The organism is Ekhidna sp., from assembly GCF_965227465.1.
In the GTDB taxonomy this organism is placed as follows: domain Bacteria; phylum Bacteroidota; class Bacteroidia; order Cytophagales; family Cyclobacteriaceae; genus Ekhidna.
Genome location: NZ_OZ245746.1, coordinates 690,982 through 710,356, shown reverse-complemented (window position 1 = coordinate 710,356; position 19,375 = coordinate 690,982). Strand labels below are relative to the sequence as shown.

Here is a 19,375-nt window from a genome sequence, read left to right as displayed (position 1 = left end):
CTATAGCCTCAGCGTTGAAATTTTTATGAATCGCTTAAAAGAATTTTTCTGGCTATGTGCCGGAGTAAATAAATCTATCCTTCAAAATTGCCCCTCTGAATCCAGTAAATACGTAGGCATTGGTGCAACTATTTTCTTCACAGGAATATTTGCTGCGCTCGCGGGTGGATATGCCTTGTTCACCATCTTCGATAGCTATCTAGCGGCTGCCTTTTTTGGAATTATTTGGGGACTGATGATCTTCAACCTGGACCGTTTTATCGTTTCAAGTATGCGGAAAAATGATGAACCAAGACAGGAATGGCTGAGTGCCCTTCCCCGGATTGTCCTGGCTATCATTATTTCCATAGTCATAGCAAAACCACTTGAGCTAAAAATCTTTGAAAAGGAAGTAGAAGCAGAGATTTCATTGATGATACAAGAAGATTTAGCAGCGCAAGAACAAACAGTAAAGCAAAGATTCAGCGATACAAGAACAAGGCTCAATAAAGAACTACTGGCCCTCAAAGACGAAATAGATAATAAAGCCAAAAAAAGAGATGAACTCCGTAAAATAGCCCAGGAAGAAGCAGATGGAACCGGAGGGTCTAAACAGCGAAATGCAGGTCCCATTTATCAAATAAAAAAGGCCGATGCTGACCGTGTAGAGCAAGAACTTGAAGCAATCGTTGCAACCAATGGAGCACAAATCGCTGCAAAAGAAAATACGCTCGCTCAAATTGAAGCACAGGAAAAGTCAACATTATCAGAACTAAAAGAAAGTCAACTTACCGGTCTGGCCTCACGCATAGAAGCCCTTGATCGATTGACCACTAAAAGTAGTGCCATATGGGCGGCCCATTGGTTCATTATGCTTTTATTTTTGGCAGTAGAAACCGCACCTGTCTTTGTAAAACTTATCTCACAAAGAGGTCCTTATGACTTTGTCTTGAAGAAGGAAGAATACGGATTTGAAGCGGCATATTATGAAGATTTAGCCAAAGTGAATTCAATCATAAAGAAACGCTCTGCGCGTCTGACACAAGATGAAATTGACTATGTCCGAAATCGCCTACAGCTAAGTTTGGAGAAAACTTAGACTCACCAAAAATGGTGGTCTTGCTATGATCGTTTATCTTTAAGAAAGACAAACTAGGCCTCCCAATATGAAAAAGATCGACAACAAGGACATAAATCCGCAGGTATTCAAATTGTATGATGACTATGCCCATAACCGAATGGAGCGTCGTGAATTCATTGAAAAACTTTCACTCTATGCAGTAGGTGGCTTGACGCTTACCTCTCTTATGAGTTCCATTATGCCGGATTATGATGCTATCCAAATAGCTCAGGATAACCCGGAACTCAATACCGAGACTGTTGAATACACTTCTCCAAAAGGTGGTGGTACCATCAAAGCTCAGCTTTCACGTCCAAAAGATGCCAAGGGCAAATTACCTGGAATCGTGATTGTACACGAAAACAGGGGGCTGAACCCACACATAGCCGATGTTGGGAGAAGAGCAGCCATGGCAGGCTTCATTTCAATCTCACCGGATGCCCTATCACCGTTAGGAGGCTATCCAGGAAACGATGATGACGGAAGAACCATGCAACGCAAACGAGATCGGAATGAAATGCTGGAAGATTTTATTGCAGCATTTGATTTCCTGAAAAATCATCCTGAATGTACCGGTAATGTCGGCGTTGTGGGCTTCTGCTTTGGTGGGTGGATTTCTAACATGATGGCGGTGAAAGTACCTGATCTAAAAGCAGCTGTTCCGTTCTATGGTGGACAACCAGATGATGAAATGGTTGCTAATATTCAGGCTCCCCTCCTCCTTCATTTTGGCGAGCTGGACACACGGGTAAATGCCGGATGGCCGGATTATGAGAAAGCCTTAAAAGCAAACGATAAGGCATACACTGCCTATGTATATCCGAATGCCAATCATGGATTTCACAATGATACAACTGGAAGGTTTGACAAGGAAGCGGCTGAGTTGGCCTGGAAAAGGACAATTGATTTTTTTAAGGAACAATTAAAGTAGCATTTATAAAGGTTTGAATAGGTAAAAGGTCGAATACCTCTCAAAACAATTTGGGTCAAAAACGCTTAATTAGGCATATAATCGCTCAAGCCAATGGAATACAAAGTTGAAATTACAGATATATTCTCCCTAACACATGATGTAAAGCGAATCACAACTAAGAAACCTGAAGGGTATTCATTCGAGCCAGGCCAAGCGACTGAGGTTGCGATCAACCTTCCTGGATATACGGACAAAAAACGTCCATTCACCTTCACATCACTTCCAGACGATAATCATCTGGAGTTTATTATAAAGTCCTATAGGGATCATAATGGTGTTACCAATGAGATAGGCTCTTTAGTAACCGGTAATTCTCTGATCATTGGAGATAGCTGGGGAGCAATCTCTTATAAAGGCAAAGGCACTTTTATTGCGGGAGGAGCAGGAGTTACACCTTTCATTTCGATATTTAGAGAGCTTGCGAGTAAAAATGAATTGACAGGAAATAAATTACTTTTTGCTAATAAGACTGGAAAAGACGTGATCCTTGAGTCAGCTTTCCAAGATATGCTTAGAGATAATTTTATCTCTGTATTGTCAAGAGAAAATATAGAAGGTCATGAGTACGGACACATAGACATGGAATTTTTAAAAATACATTTAGAAGGTTATTCGCAACAATTCTATATATGTGGTCCTGACAAAATGGTAAAAAATATCAGCGAGCTTTTACAGAAAATGGGGGCTAATACAGATGCCCTAGTATTCGAGAAATAGATAATCAATCAAAGTTCAGGTGATGAATATGCTCATCAATGATATCTATTCGGTAGGTGATACTATTAATATACTTAACTAATTCTCTTTCAAATTTTTTAATATCCTTCTCATATTTTTTGACGGTTTCTTTATCAAAAGAATCCTGAATAATTTTCAAGGCACCACACTCCGTTGTAATGAATTGTTTGAAATTTTCTGTCGAATATTCTGTTTCTAACTTTTCAATATCTTCCAACGTAGCAGCAGCCTCTTTATCTTGACTGGTGTCAAATTTTTCCTGAACAATAAAATAGAGTGTAGTATCCCAATGATGGATGGCATCTAATAAGTCAATGGTTTTTAGCCTGTAGTTCTCAGTTAAGCAAAACTCCTGAATCCCCTGATAATTTTTCAGCTTTATAGCTGTCTCGTCCCATCTCACCGTCAGGTTATCAATGACTTGAACGATGTTGAATTTTTTCTGGCTAAAGGAGTTCAACATTGACAACATCAAAAATACAAGTAGTAATTTTTTCATCATAAAACTAAGATATAGATTTTTTGCTCGTTGACTTTAGTAACAATTCATTGAATGCTTTACCCACCTGAAAAGAAATTAAAGTAAATAGACAAAGGTGAAAGAAATTCTCTCATTCATGTAACTTTATTTATTATTTTCAGTTTATAGACAAAGGTGAAACTAATATTATTATGAAAGGGACCTACCTGGGAGAATTTGAAGAACTTGTTTTATTGACCGTTGGTATACTAAATGATGATGCACACGCATTGGCCATTCAAAGAGAGCTGAAGAATCAAAGCGGGCGTCAACCGATGATTAGCTCTGTTCACAAAGTCTTGGTTCGATTAGAAGATAAAAGCTACCTCACATCAAAAATGGGTGGAGCAACTGCTGAGCGTGGAGGTCGAAGAAAACGACTGTATGAAATGACTGCTGCCGGTAAAAAAGTGTTAGCCACATCTCGTGAATTACGAAACAAAATGTGGGACAATGTTCCACAGGTCGTTTGGGAAGGAGGTAAACCGTGAGCCAGCCCTATCCCCCAAAGTGGATGATGAAAGTCTTTCATTGGTTCTGCAGGGAAGACCTCTGTGAAGCAATTGAAGGGGATCTACTTGTATCGTACGCTGAAAGAAGAACTCGAATGTCAACGGTACAGGCCAATTTCCTTTATTTCCTGAGTGTACTTACCTTTTTTCAGCCTTTCGCTGTGCGAAAAAATCGACTTAATCCATTTGCAAACTCTACCAATATGTTTATAAATCATTTCAAAATTGGCTTTCGTGTAATGCGAAGGCATCTTACCTACTCTTCAATCAATATCATCGGACTAGCCATCGGGCTGTCAGCGGTTATCCTTATCGCGCTCTTCATTAAAGACGAGTTGTCCTACGATCGCTTTCACACAAAAGGCGAAAACATTGTCAGGGTGTCCTATCAATTAGAAACACCAAATACAACGCGAAGAGCTGCAAAACTGCCATTTCCCATCAAGGATGTTTTACTATCAGAATATCCGGAAGTGATCAATGTTGCTAGATTTTACAACTGGGGTGGAGATACTCCATTGCTCGAATATGGTAGTCATAAATACACGGAAGAGGGAATTTATTTTGCTGAAACCGATGTATTTAAAGTCTTCGATTTTGAATTCGTTTCCGGAAACCCTACTACCGCTCTTAAGGATCCTAGAAGTATTATTCTAACAGAAAAAATAGTTAAAAAGTACTTCGGAACTGAAGATCCAATGGGAAAAGTGATGCGCTATAAAAATGAAGATGACTTGATTGTCACGGCTGTTATGAAGGATATTCCCGACAACTCACATATCGTATTTGACGTGCTTTTACCGATTGAGCTTCAGCGTCAACGCTGGATGGGTTGGGGTAAGGACAGCTATGACCTGGAAAAAGACTGGAACTGGGCTGCTGCCTGGGTGTATGCATACCTTTCGTCGGAAACGAATATTCCCACTTTCGAAAAGAAAATACAAGCAATTGCAGACACATATATAAACACGGAAGATCAACAAGGATTTACACTAGAGGTTCAGCCTTTGTATGACATTCATCTCAAATCAGACAAGTCCTCTGAGGCCAGAGCTAATGGCAACATGGCTCAGATTTATGGATTTGGTGCAGTGGCACTACTCATTCTCTTCATTGCTTGCATCAACTTTATCAATCTCACATCAGCCCAGGCTAACGAACGATTGAAAGAGTTGGGGTTGCGCAAAATCATGGGTGCAGAAAAACATCAACTAATTGCCCAATTCCTAACTGAATCATTTATTCTAATAAGCATTGCTGCTTTAGTTGCCATCATAATTTCCTGGTCAACACTTCCCTTCTTCAATGAGTTTATGAATAAAAAATTAGTGATCAACTTTAGTGACGTGCCATTCATTGCCACATCCATAGGATTGGTTTTGCTAATCGCCATGTTATCTATACTCAAACCTTCTTTGTCAGTCATTCGAATTAATACGGTGCAGAAATTTGATCTGAATAAGTCTAAACAGCGTTTTAACAGAATGATGATTATTGGGCAATTTGTAGTGTGCAATCTTTTGTTCATTGGCATTTTGGTAGTAAGCGATCAGTTGGACTATCTCCGCAACAAAGACCTAGGTTTCGACAAGGAGGAAATGCTTATTTTGAGACATGGTCGTAACCTTTCAAAAGATCAGTTCGAGATTTTTGAAAATAAGTTGGCTGCCATCCCGACAGTGAAAGATATGCACCGTGGCTATATAGCCGGCACATCTGCGTATACCAATACTTTTAAGGTTGTAGGTAGTGAAGATGAAGATACATATTCGCTTGGTATTAAATGGGTTGGAGATGGCTTCACCGATATGTTTAATCTAGAAGTCATTGAAGGAAGAAATCTCGATCGAAACATTTCATCAGACGTAAAATCAAGCGTTTTAATTAACTCATCTGCTGCAAAGGCCCTTGGGTGGACACACAAAGAAAGCATCGGCAAAACGTTGAGTTTTCTACCAGGTGGAGCCGATGAGCCAGAAAAGATTAAGGTAGTGGGTATCCTGGCTGATGCAAACTTTGAAAGCCTTTATGATCCTATATTGCCAAGTGTTTTTCGCATGTCTGAAAACAGCGTTGGCAGTGAGGTGTGTATCAAATTGGCAGGAACAGATAATCTACTGAAAACACTTGGTCAAATTGAATCTGCATGGGATCTTGTCATTCCCGACTGGCCTTTTGAATTCACGTTTCTTGATGATAAAATTCAGGAGCAGTACGTCAAGGAAGAGCGACTGGCAAGTGCCACAAGGTATTTCACCTTGCTCGCAATATTCATTGCATGCTCAGGATTGTTTGGTTTAGCATCATTTGCAGTACAACAACGAACTAAGGAAATCGGTGTTCGGAAAGTGCTTGGTGCATCCATTCAATCAATTTTTCTTTTAATCAGTAAGCGCTTCCTGCTGTTGATCGGCATATCATTCACACTATCCATTCCGGCAGGTTACTTTCTGGCTAACCAATGGCTCCAGGATTTCGCCTATCGAATCAATATCAGCCCAATCATATTCGTAGTGTCCGGCATGGTTTCGCTTGCTATGGTACTGATTGCAGTAGGTAGTCAATCACTAAAAGCTGCAAATTCTGATCCGGTCAGTACATTAAGGTATGAGTAGGATAAGGTAGTTTTTATACTGAATTTTTTAAAATCGTCTTTGCCAGAATTTTAAATAATGGTCTTCATATCTATAGGGATTATTCTCCTTTACTAGTGCATTATATTCCTGCGCTATTCGGATGATATCATCCTCTTCATTTCGATAACCAATTATTTTATCCTTAATTTTTTTAGCAAGCCTTGGATAGTCTTCCACAAGCTTTGAGGCCTTCTTTTCAAATTTTCCCAGATAGAAAGTATCATCCAGCTGACTTTCCTTGTAGATCGCAAATGCGGAGGAAATATTATCTCTGGTAATGGGCGATGTATAGTATTCTCGATAGATACTAATCGGCCCTTCCTCATAAACAAGCATAAAATCACCCTCTACTGCATTTTCCACTTCCGGATTTTTAAATAAATACCCATCAAAAACAATGTAAGCCACATTTGCTTTTTCATATAATTCGAAATCCATATCCTTAAGTGATTCCTTCTTGTTGATTAAACTGGCTAGCCCCGAATATGACCATTGAATTTCTCTTGTACCTCCATCATTGTAAATAAATAATACCGGATAGGCAGTGTAGTACGTATACTTTTCATCCACATCCCAGAAAGTTTCATCATTAATTTCCAGGGCCTTTTCGAGATAGGGTCGCTCAGTAAAAAACTTGATCCACTTTTCTGTTTCCAGTACATCCTGTGAGTAAACATGGATCATTGAAAAGCAACCTGCCAAATAAAAGAAAATGCGTTTCATAAATATTACGCTATGACAAATTTTCAAAATAGACATTGAATAAAAAACGTGAATAAAATAATAAACCCTACCTAGATATCTAAATTACTTCCTCAAATCAGCTGGTTACAACAGTTATCTTAAATGTATTAATCTGTATCAGATAATATTTATATTGTAAGATGATTAATCGACTTCTCACCGCCGCGATAATCCTGACATCCCTCTCATGTTCCTCTGATTTTGATGAAGAATGGAAACGACATCCGTATGAAAAAACACATTTCAACAAGCTTGTGGTTATGGGATTATCACATGATTTATCCACCCGAAAATCCTATGAGGATGAGGCAGTAACCGAGCTTGAAAAAGCTGGATTCCATGCAGTCAAAGGGTTAAATATTTTCCCCCAAGAAGTAACTGAATTAGATCATAATCAAGACAGTATCACCACCCTTATTATTGAGAACAAGGTAGATGCCATATTGGTAATCAAAATATTGCACGAGAACGATGATGATTACATGATGCCTGATGATTATAACAAATTTAAAAAGATGTATTTCAGAAGAAGGTCATTCCATACATACAATTCCAAGTATTACGAGCGACCTGATAAGTATTTCATGATCGCAACTCTCTATGATTTGAAAGAAAAACACGAGGAGAACGAAGAGACCGTCATTTGGCGTGCTTCAAGCACGATTTTGAATCCTTCTCAAAATGTAGTGGTAAAAAAAGAGTTCATCGATGCAGTAGTGGAACACATTACTGATCAACACTATGTTTACTAGAAGGTAATTCTAATACAAATGTTGCCCCTTTTGAAGCATCTCTATCATACCATACTTTTCCTCCGATTTCCTCTGAATATCGTTTAACTAGCGAAAGACCTAACCCTGAAGAGCTCTCTTGCCCCGTGGGGCGCGCACTTAGCTTAGAAAATTTTTCAAAAAGTTGATCTTCCTCTTCGGGTTTTATTCCCGGTCCTTCATCCATCACTTTAATTTGAACCTTATGATCATCGGCAGCAATGCTGATTTCTACCTTGGTAGATTGAGGCGAAAACTTCAGCGCATTAGATATCAGGTTTTCAAGAATTAATAATAAATAGGTCCGATCCGTATTTACCATTGCCACAGGTCCAGTTACGGTGATTTTTATATCCTTTTGCTTTGCCTGTTCAGACATTGTCTCTACAGCTCCTTGAACGACTTTTTTTACATCTAAAACCTCTGGTATTAATCGTATCGCACCCTGATCCATGGTAGCCATGTCCAATACATTATTGACTAAGCCCTGCGCCTGAGCAGAGACTTTTTCAATCATAGCAATAAACTTTCGTTGTTGATCCAATTCTCTTTCCTCTTTTAGGATATTTGAGATTGTCGTAATGTTTGCCAGTGGATTCTTTAAATCATGGGCAAGAATGCGAATAATGTGATCCTTATCGTCTATTAGCTTTTCCAGTTTCTTTGATTGATCAGCAATTGTTTCTTTTTGTTCCTCAAGCTGCTGATTCTTTATGTTTAAATCGTTCAACGCTTTAGTCTGCACAGACTCAAAAACAACAGAAATAACCAGAATAATCAGTAGAAGACCCGGGAGTACAGAAACAAACCACTCGGTCTTCATTTCGGTATTATACTGGGTCGGAAGTTCCACACCCTTAATAGCCAACCAGCCAAACCAAAGCATTACTATGAATGATAAAATCCCCCAAATGATGCCATACATTCGATTCACAACAAGAAGTGCTAAAACCGGTATGGATATGATCCACGGGTACAGCGCTGACCATACTCCACCGGAATAATATGCAAGCAGTATAACAGCTGTTGCCCCCACCAGTACATAAAGATTAGCAATCAATAGAATGGGGATTCTTGTTTTGACCAAAAGCGCCAGGCAGATAAACCCTAGAACATTAAAGATCATGAGATATACTGCAAGCTCAAACTCAAAAAGGACGCTAAACCAAATGTATGAGTTTGAGAAAAGACTGGTCAGTAAAGCTGACCTAACAAATAGTCGTGCCTTTCTCAATTCAAGTGTATCCTTGTGATACGAGGGGTGGATAAAAAAATCTACAAGTTTTGAGAAATTCATAGGGCTATGTTAGTTAAAACTAAGCTTTAATGAGCAATCGTGAAAGCAATATAGGCACTTGCCAAAATCCACACTCCTTCAAGGATTCCTAAGTAGACCGTACGCTGCAGTTTGTGATGTTCTGCATACGAAACGAAAAGAGGTAATGAAAGAGAGATTAAAGCTTCACAAACGATAATATAGACTGGTGCATTAAAAATCATCGTTACGTTTTGATGGTACCACCACCATCCGGCATCTTTTGCCAAATGTTCATACAATGGTATGTACATCCCACCTGCGATACAAAGAATAATGGAAGCAACAAGGAGGCCTTTTTTCTTTGTTAGGAGCACGCCAACAAAACTTAATTGAAGCAAAACATTTGACCATGCAAAAGGCATATACATGGGGCTACTCCAAACCATTAACTCATTTCCCGAATAAACAAGACTATCAATAGTATCGACGAGGTAATGATCAGTCGCTAATTCAAGAATTCCGGCAATCGTGCCAAAAACAAGTAGTCTTTGAATTAGCGGATTTTTGAATTTTAAAGCATAGAACCAATAAAATGCGTATAGTCCATAGGTTATAATGCTCGCTGATATCGGTCCACTTTTCAGTAATGACGAAACTAGTGACCATCCTATCAATACTCCTGAGGAGGCAAGAATTACAATGGTAGTCCGTCGATCTAGGCCGGGAATATCTATATTTTTCATTTTAGGTTAGGTTAGTCATCTGTCTTTTTTTGGATTGCGAGTCTCCTTTTCAGAATCTCCGGAGAAACAAGGGAGTTCTCCCAATTATCCATCAAATTCCAGTCTTTTTGTAGAGATGGCGGTATATAGAATTGCACCCCTTTTCCATGATTAAAATGATGGATAATTCCTTTTAATAGTATCCTATTGAAATAGGATGACACTTTTTGAACAAACTTGTGATCTTCCAGATGGCTGATTTTTCCAATTATAAACCTGGAAATGCTAAGGATAATGCGATCCTTTCGATCACTTCTCTCCGAAATTCCAATGCATTTTGAAAGATCAACACCAGAGGATTCACTAAAGTCTTCCAGGAAAAAATCTATGAAATAGGCCGGTACTTCATTCAATGAGTTTCCAGGGGCTAAATAATTCATGAATTGGATGCATGAATTCGTTAAGGCAATTCCCGCTTCTGATTCAGCAGATTGATGTTTCAATATTTTAGTGGCTAAATCAAAACCCTCAGCATATGTGTTGGGCAACAGTCGATCTTCTATCCCCATTAAATACCCCACCACCTTCCAACAATGCATGTAATGATCAATCTGGTCATCCGTAAGGGATACATTCAACTTCTTCAGACCTGAGATAATGACTGGTCCAAAAGACATTAATGTTCCCGCAAGATCTTCCTGATTAATAGGTTCTCCGAACTTATCCGTATCCCATTCTTTGTTATTGTATTGCTTATGCTTTAAATAGTACCTGATAGAGGCATGAATCAATCGAACTTTCTGAATGGTTACCACCCCTCGCCCACCAGCCGAAAGCCCCCCCTCTGCTAACACATTAACGACCATTTGGGCAGTCTCCATTAGCCTCCTCGCTAGCGGATCAATATCTCCATTATGTGAAAGAAGTCTTCCCGTATCAAATAGCACTTTAGCACCTTTTGCACAGGTATAGCACAAAGGCAAAGAGCTAACATTTAACAACATAAATATCTCTGGTCCATAGAGAGAAAATAATTTTTCTCCTTCTTTGATTTTAGCTGAATCTGCCCATTCTGGCAATTTTGCTGTTTCTTCGATATAGCTGTCGAGGGTCGTGGAAAGGCCTGCTCCAAGAGATGAGAACATTCCTTTTTCGAAGCTCTGATTCTGGAACATGAGCCTCATGACTTGATTTACTTGCTCCTTCTCCCCAGCATTTATGATATTTTGTATTGTACCGTCTGCAACAGGATCTGTTACTTTTCTAAACTGATTCAATAGGTCAGGTGTAATAGTCGCGCTATCAAAAGACGTACTCATTCGTTTGGTAAGGTTGGTTAGATTTTCATGTAATCTAACATCTTTACCGAATTGATAAAAGCGGTATTCATAACACAGTAAGTCATGAATTCGGAAAAAGAAAATTTAGATAGCGCCGATAACTTCTTTTAATCCCTGGTAGGTCCAGGGTTTATCCACAAACCGGTCAATGAGGTTAGTCTGGATCGCTTCACTTACCTCTCCTTCTGCCGCATAACCTGAAATCATTACTTTTTTGGGAGCAGTGGTGATTTCCATGGAGGCCATTTCCTTTAGAAACTCAACCCCCGACATAATCGGCATACGTTGATCCGTAAAAACATACTTGACATTATTATTTTTTACGAATTCGAGTGCTTCTTCCGGGTAGGTGGTGGTAAACACGTCAAAGTCTTTTTTAAACATCTCCTTAAATAAAAGGAGGTTTATTTCTTCATCATCTAAATATATAACTGCTGGCTTGGGGTCGCTCATTTTATTCAACATGATTGAATCACAAATTTAATTTAGTTTGGACAACAATTAAATCCATTTTCGACGAATTACACTTCAGTGCTGAGCAAAAGATTTTTTAAATTCTGATATGACCATGGTTTGCTTACAAAATGATCGATTAATCGAGTAGAAAGTGCTTCATCCACTTCTCCTTCCTGAGTAAACCCTGAAATAATCACCTTCGTGGAATTATTTGAAACGCCCAGTTGCTTAAGCTCTTTCAAGTACTCTACACCTGTCATCGTAGGCATCAATTGATCTGTTAGGATAAAGTCCAAATCATGATTTTTCACATGGGCAATAGCATCATGTGGTGATGTAGTGGTAACTATATCAAAATCTCTTTTAAACATTTCCTTAAAGAGAATAAGGTTAATCTCTTCATCGTCTAAGTAAATTAATGACGGTTTACTTTCATTCATTTTCTGTGCCTAATGGTAATTTAATTGTAAATTCTGCTCCTTCATTTACTTCAGAATTTACAGTGATGGTGCCCCCGTGTCTTTCTACAATCCCATAAGTAATAGCTAGCCCCAGCCCAGTGCCTGCTCCCACTTTTTTGGTTGTATAAAATGGATCAAATATTTTTTGTTGCTCAGCTTCGGACATACCCACACCATTATCTTTAATTTTCACTTCTACGCTTTCTCTATTCATGGAAGTAATGATGTTGATTTCTCCATCACCCCCCTTTTGAGTAACTGAGTCCAGTGAGTTATTAATAATGTTTAAGAAGGCCTGACTAAGCTGTCCTTTAAACCCATCGATTTCAAGATTGGTTTCCGTGAAATGCTTATTTATTTTCACTGCGTCCTTGTGTCTACTATTTAATAGTAATAAAGCCACATCTATGTCGCCATGAATATCAATTTTTGTTTTCTTTTCAGTTTCTGAGCGAGAAAAAATGCGCAAGCCCTTTACGATCTCAGTCGTACGCTCTGCTCCTACCTTAATACTTGATATCATCTGATCAATAACGCCTTGTGCTTCGTCATAACCTATTTCTTCTCGCTCTTTTACGATATTCTGAATTGAACCTTTCAGGTTTTCATCCTCCTCTTTGAGCTCTGTTACATGTGATATGACAGGTCTTATTTCAGTAAATTTATCACTCAGTACATGTATACCCTGGTAAACAAAGTTGATCGCGTTATTGATTTCATGAGCAATGCCAGCGGTAAGCACACCCAGTGAGGCCATCTTCTCAGACTGCACCAGTTGGGATTGTGTTTCCTGAAGCTCCTCGAGGAGACGTCCAAGATCCTCTTTTTGTTCTGCCAATTTTTTTGCTGCTTTTTTTCTAGCTCGATATGCCGTCAAAATTAAAAATGAGAACCCTCCCAGTGCTACCAGAAATAGAATTAAAAACACTAAGGCACTTTGCTGAGAATCAACAACTGTCGACATTTCGTCCAGACGTTCCTCCCGCAGCGCGATTTCTTCATTTTGTTTTGCAATCCTGTCTTGATTTTCTGCCAAAATTTTATTCCCAGCCGCCACATTATCCTTTTGAACTGAAATCTCCTCCGTCAAAACGGCAAGGTCGTTCTCTCTGGAAGTCAAGATGGTGGTCAAATCAATTAACCTCTTTTCTGACGCTGCAAATTCATCTCGAAGACTATCTAATAGACTGTTTTGGTTATCTATTTCTACAATTTTTTGTGCTATCTCACGCTCTCTTGCATCAATGAGTGCCTCTTGCTGTCTGTAAATTCCAAAAGCCGTTGCAAGATTTAAATTCATTGAATCAAACCTCACCTTCAAAGCTTCCGATCTCAACTCCATCGCCCGAACAGAATCTCTGACCTGCTTAAATATTTTAGCTAAGTCCACTTCAGATCCACCGAGTTCATTCATACCAGGCTTTATCTTCAGGCCTTGATTACTCACATTGGCACGGTTAATTTCAAAGGTGAGTTTTGCCACATTTTCATTAAAAAAGTTGATCATCACGTCACGCTGCTTATCATACCTGTCGGTTATTAGTAACACTGGCTGACCACCTATACGATCTAGAACTGTAGGGATCGTTGCGTTATAAGTATTTGTTACAAAAATGACATCTGCTCCCTGCGGGATAATAACATAGCCTGTGAAACTCACCTCCACATTTCTTCCTGCCAGCTTAAGCTCTTGACTTGTGGATCTGAACTCATTCTTTAGTCCGTTATCTGTGGTGATAATATGAATTTTGAATGGAGCGTTCTTGGGTGGCCATTCAATATTCCGAATGAAGGAATACGTATTTGTTACCAGTCGCCTTTGACGATCTGTTTGAGCATCTGCCAAATGGCACACAAAAAGCGTTACAAGTAAAACTATTATTCTTTTTCTAACCTTCATTACAGACTGGTGACAGCTTGAAAGATAGTTATTTTCAGTGGGTTCATACAAGCAATTAGATAAGTCCTGTGCATGATTAGATAAATAACGAATTAACATAGAAATACATTTTACTAAAAATATTAGTAATTTTGATTTATGGAAAATTCTTTCATCCTACACATGGATTTAGATACATTTTTTGTGTCTGTAGAACGCTTACGCGATAGTCGATTGGACAAAAAGCCTATTTTGATTGGCGGATCAAGTGATAGAGGAGTGGTAGCAGCGTGTAGTTATGAAGCCCGCAAGTTTGGAATACACTCAGCCATGCCTATGAAACTGGCAACTCAGCTTTGTCCGGAGGCCATAGTGATAAAGGGAAGTCATGCTGATTACACCAAGTTTTCAATGGATGTGTGTGAAATCATCCAGGAAGAAGTGCCTGTGTTTGAAAAGACATCAATTGATGAATTTTATGCTGATCTGACGGGAATGGATCGTTTTTTTGGATGTTTCAAGCTCGCATCTGAGCTGAGAGAAAGAGTAATAAAGAATACCGGCCTGCCTATTTCATTTGGACTTTCCATTAATAAAACAGTTTCTAAAGTAGCCACAGGAGAGGCCAAACCCAATAATAAGATCTGGATAGAGTCTGGAAAAGAGAAGCCTTTTCTCGCCCCCCTATCCGTGCAAAAAATCCCTATGATAGGTGAAAAAACCTATCAAACACTTCGTGGGCTTGGTGTACGAAAGGTGTACACACTTCAGGAAATGCCAAAAGATATGCTAGTCCAGATTTTTGGAAAAAATGGTGCTGCAATGTGGGAAAAAGCTAATGGGATTGATCATTCACCAGTCATCCCCTATTCCGACAGAAAATCCATCTCTACTGAGCAAACATTTGATAAGGATACGACAGATGTTATAAGACTTAAAACCATCATCCTTGCCATGACTGAACACCTCGCTTACCAGCTCAGGGATGAAAGCAAGCTTACCGCTTGCATAGCAGTCAAGATTAGGTATTCAGATTTCAATACTTACACGCAGCAAATTAGGATTCCATACACTTCAGCAGATCACATTCTGATTCCAAGGGTACTGGAGCTTTTTGAAAAATTGTATGACAGAAGGTTATTAGTACGTCTGGTTGGGGTCCGGTTTAGTAGTCTGGTGCATGGGAATTATCAAATTAACCTATTTGAAGATACCGGGGAAATTATCAATCTCTATCAGGAGATGGATTGGCTGAGAAAAAAGCATGGCGACCGATCTGTGCTCAGAGCCAAATCGCTTGGCGTAAATGCCATACGAACGTTTAATCCTTTCAAAGGAGATTCCAGAGTTTCAAAGGTGGCATGAAATGTACCTCAACACCCACACCTACTATAGTTTTAAATACGGGACACTCTCCGAAAAAGAGCTGTTAGCTACTGCGCAGCAGTCTGGCGTGGGGCAATTAGCATTGACTGATATCAATTCCACTTCCGGGTGTCTGAACTTCGTGAGATTAGCTTCCGAGTATGACATCAAACCTGTTTTAGGAATCGACTTTCGAAATGGTGCAAAACAACAATTTATCGGAATAGCTAAAAACAATCGGGGATTTCAGGAACTCAATGAATATTTATCTCATCACCTTCATGAGAAAAAAGATATCCCGGATAGAGCTCCCCTTTTTAAGGAAGTATTTACCATTTATCCATTCCATTCGTCGTTGAAGTTTAACCTTGAGGAAAATGAATTTCTAGGCATTCGACCTCAGGACATCATCAAACTGCCACGAACCAAGTGGATCAAATACCTGAACAAGCTTGTCATTTTACAAACGGTTTCCTTCCATCGAGGAGAAGATAATAACAAGATTCAGTTCAATATGCATCGACTCTTAAGGGCTATTGATAAGAATACGCTCCTGAGCAAGCTACCCAAAAGTGAAGAAGGAGATCCGGGTGATGTGATGTATCCACTCGGTGAGCTGTTCGAGTTTTATAAAGACTACCCACAGATCATCGTCAACACCAAGAACCTGCTGGAACAATGCTCCATCGATTTTACATTCAATGATCCTATCAATCATCAGAACCTGAAAATGTATGGAAAATCAGCAGAAGAAGACATTGAAAAAATTACTCAGCTCTGCAATGAAGGTTTGCCTTACCGCTACGGGGATAATCCCAAAAAAGAAATTTTAGACAGACTATCAATGGAGCTGGAGCTAATCAAATCTAAAGGCTTTGTTTCTTATTTTCTGGTCAACTGGGACATCCTCCAATATGCTCGAAAGATGGGCTACTACTACGTGGGAAGAGGAAGCGGCGCAAATAGTGTGGTGGCATATCTGCTCCGGATTACCGATGTGGATCCGGTTGACCTTGACCTGTATTTTGAGCGCTTCATCAACCTGTTTCGCCAAAATCCCCCTGATTTCGATATTGACTTTTCCTGGAAAGACCGGGATGATATCACTCGTTACATTTTTGAACGATTCGGAAAACAAGGGCAGGTGGCTCTGCTCGCTACTTACAGCACTTTCCAGCAACGAGCCATCGTTCGGGAGTTAGGTAAAGTGTTTGGATTGCCTCCTCATGAAATTGAAAAAGTATCTCGCAGTGAAGAGAAGGAACTCGACCATATTGGTCAACTCATCCATCGCTACAGTCGACGACTGATAGACTTCCCAAGCCACCTGAGCATACACGCCGGAGGTGTACTCATTGCAGACAAACCCATTAACTACTTTACGGCCACCTCTCTACCTCCAAAAGGCTATCCGGTCACACATTTTGATATGATTATCGCTGAAGATGTTGGCCTGTTCAAATTTGACATCTTGAGTCAGCGTGGATTAGGTAAAATCAGGGATTCACTGGAAGTGATCCGAAAAAACTGTCCAGACGATCCTGAAGTAGACATCCACAATTTCAAATCTTTTAAGGATGATGCAAAACTCAATTACCGACTGCAAAATGCAGACGCAATTGGCTGCTTCTATATTGAGTCACCTGCCATGCGAATGCTCATGAAAAAGCTCCAGGTCAATGAATACCTTGGACTTGTCGCCGCTAGTTCCATTATCCGTCCGGGGGTAGCAAAGTCAGGCATGATGAGAGAATATATTTTACGTTATCGGCACCCGGAACGAAGGAACGACGCACATCCTGTCTTGAGAGACATCATGCCGGATACATACGGGGTGATGGTTTATCAGGAAGATGTAATCAAAGTAGCTCATTTATTTGCCAAGCTTGATTTAGGTGAGGCGGATATGCTGAGACGAGGGATGTCCGGAAAATACCGATCACGTGATGAATTTTTGAAGGTGAAAGACAAATTCTTTCAGAACTGTAAAGACCTGGGACACACTTATGAACTGTCCGCAGATATCTGGCGTCAGATCGAAAGCTTTGCTGGCTATGCATTTGCTAAAGGTCACTCCGCATCCTATGCAGTAGAAAGCTATCAGGCACTTTACCTTAAAACGTACTACCCACTTGAATACATGGTTGCCGTTTTAAATAATGGAGGAGGATTTTACCGAACAGAATTTTATGTGCATGAGGCGCGCATGAGTGGAGCACAGATAGAAGCTCCGTGTGTAAACCATAGCGAGGGTCTTACGGTAATTTATGGAAAGACAATTTACCTCGGATTTGGCATGGTGAAGGAGTTGAATCACACAACTTTTGATGCCATCATCATGGAGCGGGAAAAGAACGGAGAATTTCTGGATCTGGATGATTTCATTAATCGGGTAGGAATATCACTGGAACAGATTAAGTTATTGGTTCGTGTAGGTGCATTACGGTGTTTTGGCTCCAAAAAAGACATCCTTTGGCAGGTTCATTTTACCTTGGGTGCAGGAGTAAGTAAAGTGAAGAATGGGCTTTTTAAAATGCCCATAAAGCAATGGGCGCTTCCTCCTCTACATCACGATAAAAGAGAAGACGCTTTTGATGAAATGGACTTACTCGGCTTTCCACTTTGTAACCCCTTCGACCTAATTGAATTAGATCAAACAGGGATATTAGCAAAAGATCTGGCACGATATGAAAATCAACAAGTAGAGATGTATGGCTACCTGGTCACTATTAAAAATACCGGCACATCAAGTGGGAAACGGATGAATTTCGGAACTTTTATTGATAAAGAAGGACAATTTATTGACACGGTACATTTTCCTCAATCGGCCTCTAAGTATCCGTTTCGTGGTAAAGGTATTTATCGCTTGATTGGCAAGGTGGTGGAAGAGTTTGATTTCTATAGCATGGAAGTCAGTCGAATGGAAAAGGTGAATTTTATCAATCTGGAAGATGAATCGAAGACAATGATTCGGGCAGTATCAAGGTAATTGTTTTGAAAGGTATTCAATACTGAATTACAATCTCAATTACGCATTCAACTCTTTGTAATGAGATTTTTTTTGAAGAGAGAAAAGCAGATATAAACATGATATTTTTTTTGTTCATCGAATAAATATTATCAATTGATAATATTTATTCGATATAAACGAACTTTATTACTTGTATTAAACAAAAATCATTTAATCTTTATTCAAGTGATAAAATCAGAAAGTACTAAATCTATCCTAAGGGAAGAGACCATTGAAATTAAGAACTTTCAAGAAAACAATAAAGACTATTTACATTTCGGATTTCAAAACAAGTTCACTGATTTAGATTCAGTAACAGCCACCGATGTGTGGTCTAAATACTGTGATGAAAATCCTGATAAAAAAAATTTATTCATATTTGGGATTGTCAAGGAATGACCGGATTTGATAATTCGGCAAAAAAAAGGTGGATGGATTGCATGGACAGATATAGTGCGCAAACAGAAAAAATAATCTTAATTTCTGACAACATACTCATTAGAGGAGCAGCGAGATTAATGTCTAAAGTAACTAAACATAAACTCAATGTGTATAAAGCAGTATCTGAGATGATCATTGCTGAGATATAGTAAACATAATCACTATATGAATTCGACTTCTACCGCTTGGAAGTAAGCCATGGAAAAGGTGAATTTTAGTTTTGGTAGTGTCTCTGCTCAGCAAGCATATATTTTGAATGGGAAATCACATAAGCCTGACAGTTCTAAACCTGCATCCATCGTCTCAGCTTCATTCTCCACTTGTGAACTCCAGTAGATCTTCACCTTCTTTCCGTTTGCATACGCTTTATTCAGCCTGTTGATAATTTTTAAAATGTTCTGGCTGAAGACGTGTTGAAAAGTTCCAGTTTGGAATAGACTGTCAATTCATC

General features: G+C 39.3%; 19 protein-coding genes. 10 read left to right on the top strand and 9 right to left on the bottom strand.

What is annotated here, in order from left to right:
* The first annotated feature begins 25 nt into the window (after window positions 1–25).
* From ACO05G_RS03285 to ACO05G_RS03275, 3 genes are all read left to right on the top strand, one after another.
* Window positions 26–1,078: a DUF4407 domain-containing protein gene (locus ACO05G_RS03285; RefSeq protein ID WP_421764671.1), complete on the top strand. Its 1,053-nt coding sequence runs from the start codon at window positions 26–28 to the stop codon at window positions 1,076–1,078.
* A 67-nt stretch (window positions 1,079–1,145) separates the two neighbouring features.
* Window positions 1,146–2,030, top strand: a complete 885-nt coding sequence (locus tag ACO05G_RS03280) for a dienelactone hydrolase family protein (RefSeq protein WP_421764670.1) — start codon at window positions 1,146–1,148, stop codon at window positions 2,028–2,030.
* 93 nt (window positions 2,031–2,123) lie between these two features.
* Window positions 2,124–2,789, top strand: coding sequence for a flavodoxin reductase (locus tag ACO05G_RS03275; RefSeq protein WP_421764669.1), 666 nt, complete (start codon window positions 2,124–2,126; stop codon window positions 2,787–2,789).
* 4 nt (window positions 2,790–2,793) lie between these two features.
* On the opposite strand, the gene ACO05G_RS03270 is transcribed toward ACO05G_RS03275, so the two are convergent.
* Window positions 2,794–3,312 (bottom strand): hypothetical protein, encoded by a 519-nt coding sequence (locus ACO05G_RS03270; protein WP_421764668.1) that lies wholly within the window; start codon window positions 3,310–3,312, stop codon window positions 2,794–2,796.
* Between the two features lie 170 nt (window positions 3,313–3,482).
* Here ACO05G_RS03270 and ACO05G_RS03265 point away from each other — a divergent pair, with 170 nt between their 5' ends.
* Together ACO05G_RS03265 and ACO05G_RS03260 are read left to right on the top strand one after the other, a co-directional pair.
* Window positions 3,483–3,821, top strand: coding sequence for a PadR family transcriptional regulator (locus ACO05G_RS03265; protein ID WP_421764667.1), 339 nt, complete (start codon window positions 3,483–3,485; stop codon window positions 3,819–3,821).
* Window positions 3,822–3,844: 23 nt separating this feature from the next.
* On the top strand, window positions 3,845–6,457 hold the full coding sequence (locus ACO05G_RS03260) for an ABC transporter permease (protein WP_421764666.1): 2,613 nt from the start codon (window positions 3,845–3,847) through the stop codon (window positions 6,455–6,457).
* Window positions 6,458–6,484: 27 nt separating this feature from the next.
* Here the strand turns inward: ACO05G_RS03260 and ACO05G_RS03255 are convergent, their stop codons facing one another.
* A complete protein-coding gene (locus ACO05G_RS03255; RefSeq protein ID WP_421764665.1) occupies window positions 6,485–7,201 on the bottom strand; it encodes a hypothetical protein in 717 nt (238 codons plus the stop codon).
* 161 nt (window positions 7,202–7,362) lie between these two features.
* On the opposite strand from ACO05G_RS03255, the gene ACO05G_RS03250 reads away from it, so the two are divergent.
* A complete protein-coding gene (locus ACO05G_RS03250; protein ID WP_421764664.1) occupies window positions 7,363–7,974 on the top strand; it encodes a hypothetical protein in 612 nt (203 codons plus the stop codon).
* On the opposite strand, the gene ACO05G_RS03245 is transcribed toward ACO05G_RS03250, so the two are convergent.
* The 6 genes from ACO05G_RS03245 to ACO05G_RS03220 form a co-directional block, all read right to left on the bottom strand.
* Window positions 7,949–9,289, bottom strand: coding sequence for a sensor histidine kinase (locus tag ACO05G_RS03245; protein ID WP_421764663.1), 1,341 nt, complete (start codon window positions 9,287–9,289; stop codon window positions 7,949–7,951). The genes ACO05G_RS03250 and ACO05G_RS03245 overlap by 26 nt on opposite strands.
* Before the next feature lie 26 nt (window positions 9,290–9,315).
* A complete protein-coding gene (locus ACO05G_RS03240; RefSeq protein WP_421764662.1) occupies window positions 9,316–9,993 on the bottom strand; it encodes a DUF6989 domain-containing protein in 678 nt (225 codons plus the stop codon).
* A gap of 11 nt (window positions 9,994–10,004) precedes the next feature.
* Window positions 10,005–11,291: an oxygenase MpaB family protein gene (locus tag ACO05G_RS03235; RefSeq protein WP_421764661.1), complete on the bottom strand. Its 1,287-nt coding sequence runs from the start codon at window positions 11,289–11,291 to the stop codon at window positions 10,005–10,007.
* A gap of 105 nt (window positions 11,292–11,396) precedes the next feature.
* Complete coding sequence (locus ACO05G_RS03230) at window positions 11,397–11,765, bottom strand: response regulator (protein ID WP_348284775.1); 369 nt, start codon at window positions 11,763–11,765, stop codon at window positions 11,397–11,399.
* A gap of 68 nt (window positions 11,766–11,833) precedes the next feature.
* Window positions 11,834–12,208, bottom strand: coding sequence for a response regulator (locus ACO05G_RS03225; protein ID WP_421764660.1), 375 nt, complete (start codon window positions 12,206–12,208; stop codon window positions 11,834–11,836).
* The gene (locus tag ACO05G_RS03220) at window positions 12,201–14,129 is read right to left on the bottom strand and encodes a YfiR/HmsC family protein (RefSeq protein ID WP_421764659.1); all 1,929 of its coding nucleotides are present in this window, start codon (window positions 14,127–14,129) and stop codon (window positions 12,201–12,203) included. Before ACO05G_RS03220 ends, ACO05G_RS03225 begins: the two co-directional genes overlap by 8 nt.
* A 138-nt stretch (window positions 14,130–14,267) precedes the next feature.
* Here ACO05G_RS03220 and dinB point away from each other — a divergent pair, with 138 nt between their 5' ends.
* The 4 genes from dinB to ACO05G_RS03200 all read left to right on the top strand — a co-directional run bounded on the left by dinB (window position 14,268) and on the right by ACO05G_RS03200 (window position 19,073).
* Entirely contained in the window at window positions 14,268–15,473 is a 1,206-nt protein-coding gene (gene dinB, locus ACO05G_RS03215) for a DNA polymerase IV (RefSeq protein WP_348284778.1), read from the top strand.
* Entirely contained in the window at window positions 15,415–18,462 is a 3,048-nt protein-coding gene (locus tag ACO05G_RS03210; RefSeq protein WP_421764658.1) for a DNA polymerase III subunit alpha, read from the top strand. The genes dinB and ACO05G_RS03210 overlap by 59 nt, the downstream gene beginning before the upstream one ends.
* Before the next feature lie 207 nt (window positions 18,463–18,669).
* Complete coding sequence (locus ACO05G_RS03205) at window positions 18,670–18,882, top strand: hypothetical protein (RefSeq protein ID WP_421764657.1); 213 nt, start codon at window positions 18,670–18,672, stop codon at window positions 18,880–18,882.
* A gap of 41 nt (window positions 18,883–18,923) precedes the next feature.
* On the top strand, window positions 18,924–19,073 hold the full coding sequence (locus ACO05G_RS03200) for a hypothetical protein (RefSeq protein ID WP_421764656.1): 150 nt from the start codon (window positions 18,924–18,926) through the stop codon (window positions 19,071–19,073).
* 87 nt (window positions 19,074–19,160) lie between these two features.
* Here ACO05G_RS03200 and ACO05G_RS03195 read toward each other — a convergent pair whose 3' ends face one another.
* The gene (locus tag ACO05G_RS03195) at window positions 19,161–19,370 is read right to left on the bottom strand and encodes a SiaC family regulatory phosphoprotein (protein WP_421765703.1); all 210 of its coding nucleotides are present in this window, start codon (window positions 19,368–19,370) and stop codon (window positions 19,161–19,163) included.
* Window positions 19,371–19,375: the final 5 nt, after the last annotated feature.

What these genes read in the sequence shown, in the direction of transcription:
- ACO05G_RS03200 (WP_421764656.1), top strand. Translation starts at nt 18,924, where the DNA reads ATGGACAGATATAGTGCGCAAACAGAAAAAATAATCTTAATTTCTGAC.
- ACO05G_RS03220 (WP_421764659.1), bottom strand. Translation starts at nt 14,129, where the DNA reads ATGAAGGTTAGAAAAAGAATAATAGTTTTACTTGTAACGCTTTTTGTG.
- dinB (WP_348284778.1), top strand. Translation starts at nt 14,268, where the DNA reads ATGGAAAATTCTTTCATCCTACACATGGATTTAGATACATTTTTTGTG.
- ACO05G_RS03250 (WP_421764664.1), top strand. Translation starts at nt 7,363, where the DNA reads ATGATTAATCGACTTCTCACCGCCGCGATAATCCTGACATCCCTCTCA.
- ACO05G_RS03270 (WP_421764668.1), bottom strand. Translation starts at nt 3,312, where the DNA reads ATGATGAAAAAATTACTACTTGTATTTTTGATGTTGTCAATGTTGAAC.
- ACO05G_RS03265 (WP_421764667.1), top strand. Translation starts at nt 3,483, where the DNA reads ATGAAAGGGACCTACCTGGGAGAATTTGAAGAACTTGTTTTATTGACC.
- ACO05G_RS03285 (WP_421764671.1), top strand. Translation starts at nt 26, where the DNA reads ATGAATCGCTTAAAAGAATTTTTCTGGCTATGTGCCGGAGTAAATAAA.
- ACO05G_RS03235 (WP_421764661.1), bottom strand. Translation starts at nt 11,291, where the DNA reads ATGAGTACGTCTTTTGATAGCGCGACTATTACACCTGACCTATTGAAT.
- ACO05G_RS03245 (WP_421764663.1), bottom strand. Translation starts at nt 9,289, where the DNA reads ATGAATTTCTCAAAACTTGTAGATTTTTTTATCCACCCCTCGTATCAC.
- ACO05G_RS03240 (WP_421764662.1), bottom strand. Translation starts at nt 9,993, where the DNA reads ATGAAAAATATAGATATTCCCGGCCTAGATCGACGGACTACCATTGTA.
- ACO05G_RS03225 (WP_421764660.1), bottom strand. Translation starts at nt 12,208, where the DNA reads ATGAATGAAAGTAAACCGTCATTAATTTACTTAGACGATGAAGAGATT.
- ACO05G_RS03230 (WP_348284775.1), bottom strand. Translation starts at nt 11,765, where the DNA reads ATGAGCGACCCCAAGCCAGCAGTTATATATTTAGATGATGAAGAAATA.
- ACO05G_RS03275 (WP_421764669.1), top strand. Translation starts at nt 2,124, where the DNA reads ATGGAATACAAAGTTGAAATTACAGATATATTCTCCCTAACACATGAT.
- ACO05G_RS03280 (WP_421764670.1), top strand. Translation starts at nt 1,146, where the DNA reads ATGAAAAAGATCGACAACAAGGACATAAATCCGCAGGTATTCAAATTG.
- ACO05G_RS03210 (WP_421764658.1), top strand. Translation starts at nt 15,415, where the DNA reads ATGCCATACGAACGTTTAATCCTTTCAAAGGAGATTCCAGAGTTTCAA.
- ACO05G_RS03260 (WP_421764666.1), top strand. Translation starts at nt 3,845, where the DNA reads ATGATGAAAGTCTTTCATTGGTTCTGCAGGGAAGACCTCTGTGAAGCA.
- ACO05G_RS03255 (WP_421764665.1), bottom strand. Translation starts at nt 7,201, where the DNA reads ATGAAACGCATTTTCTTTTATTTGGCAGGTTGCTTTTCAATGATCCAT.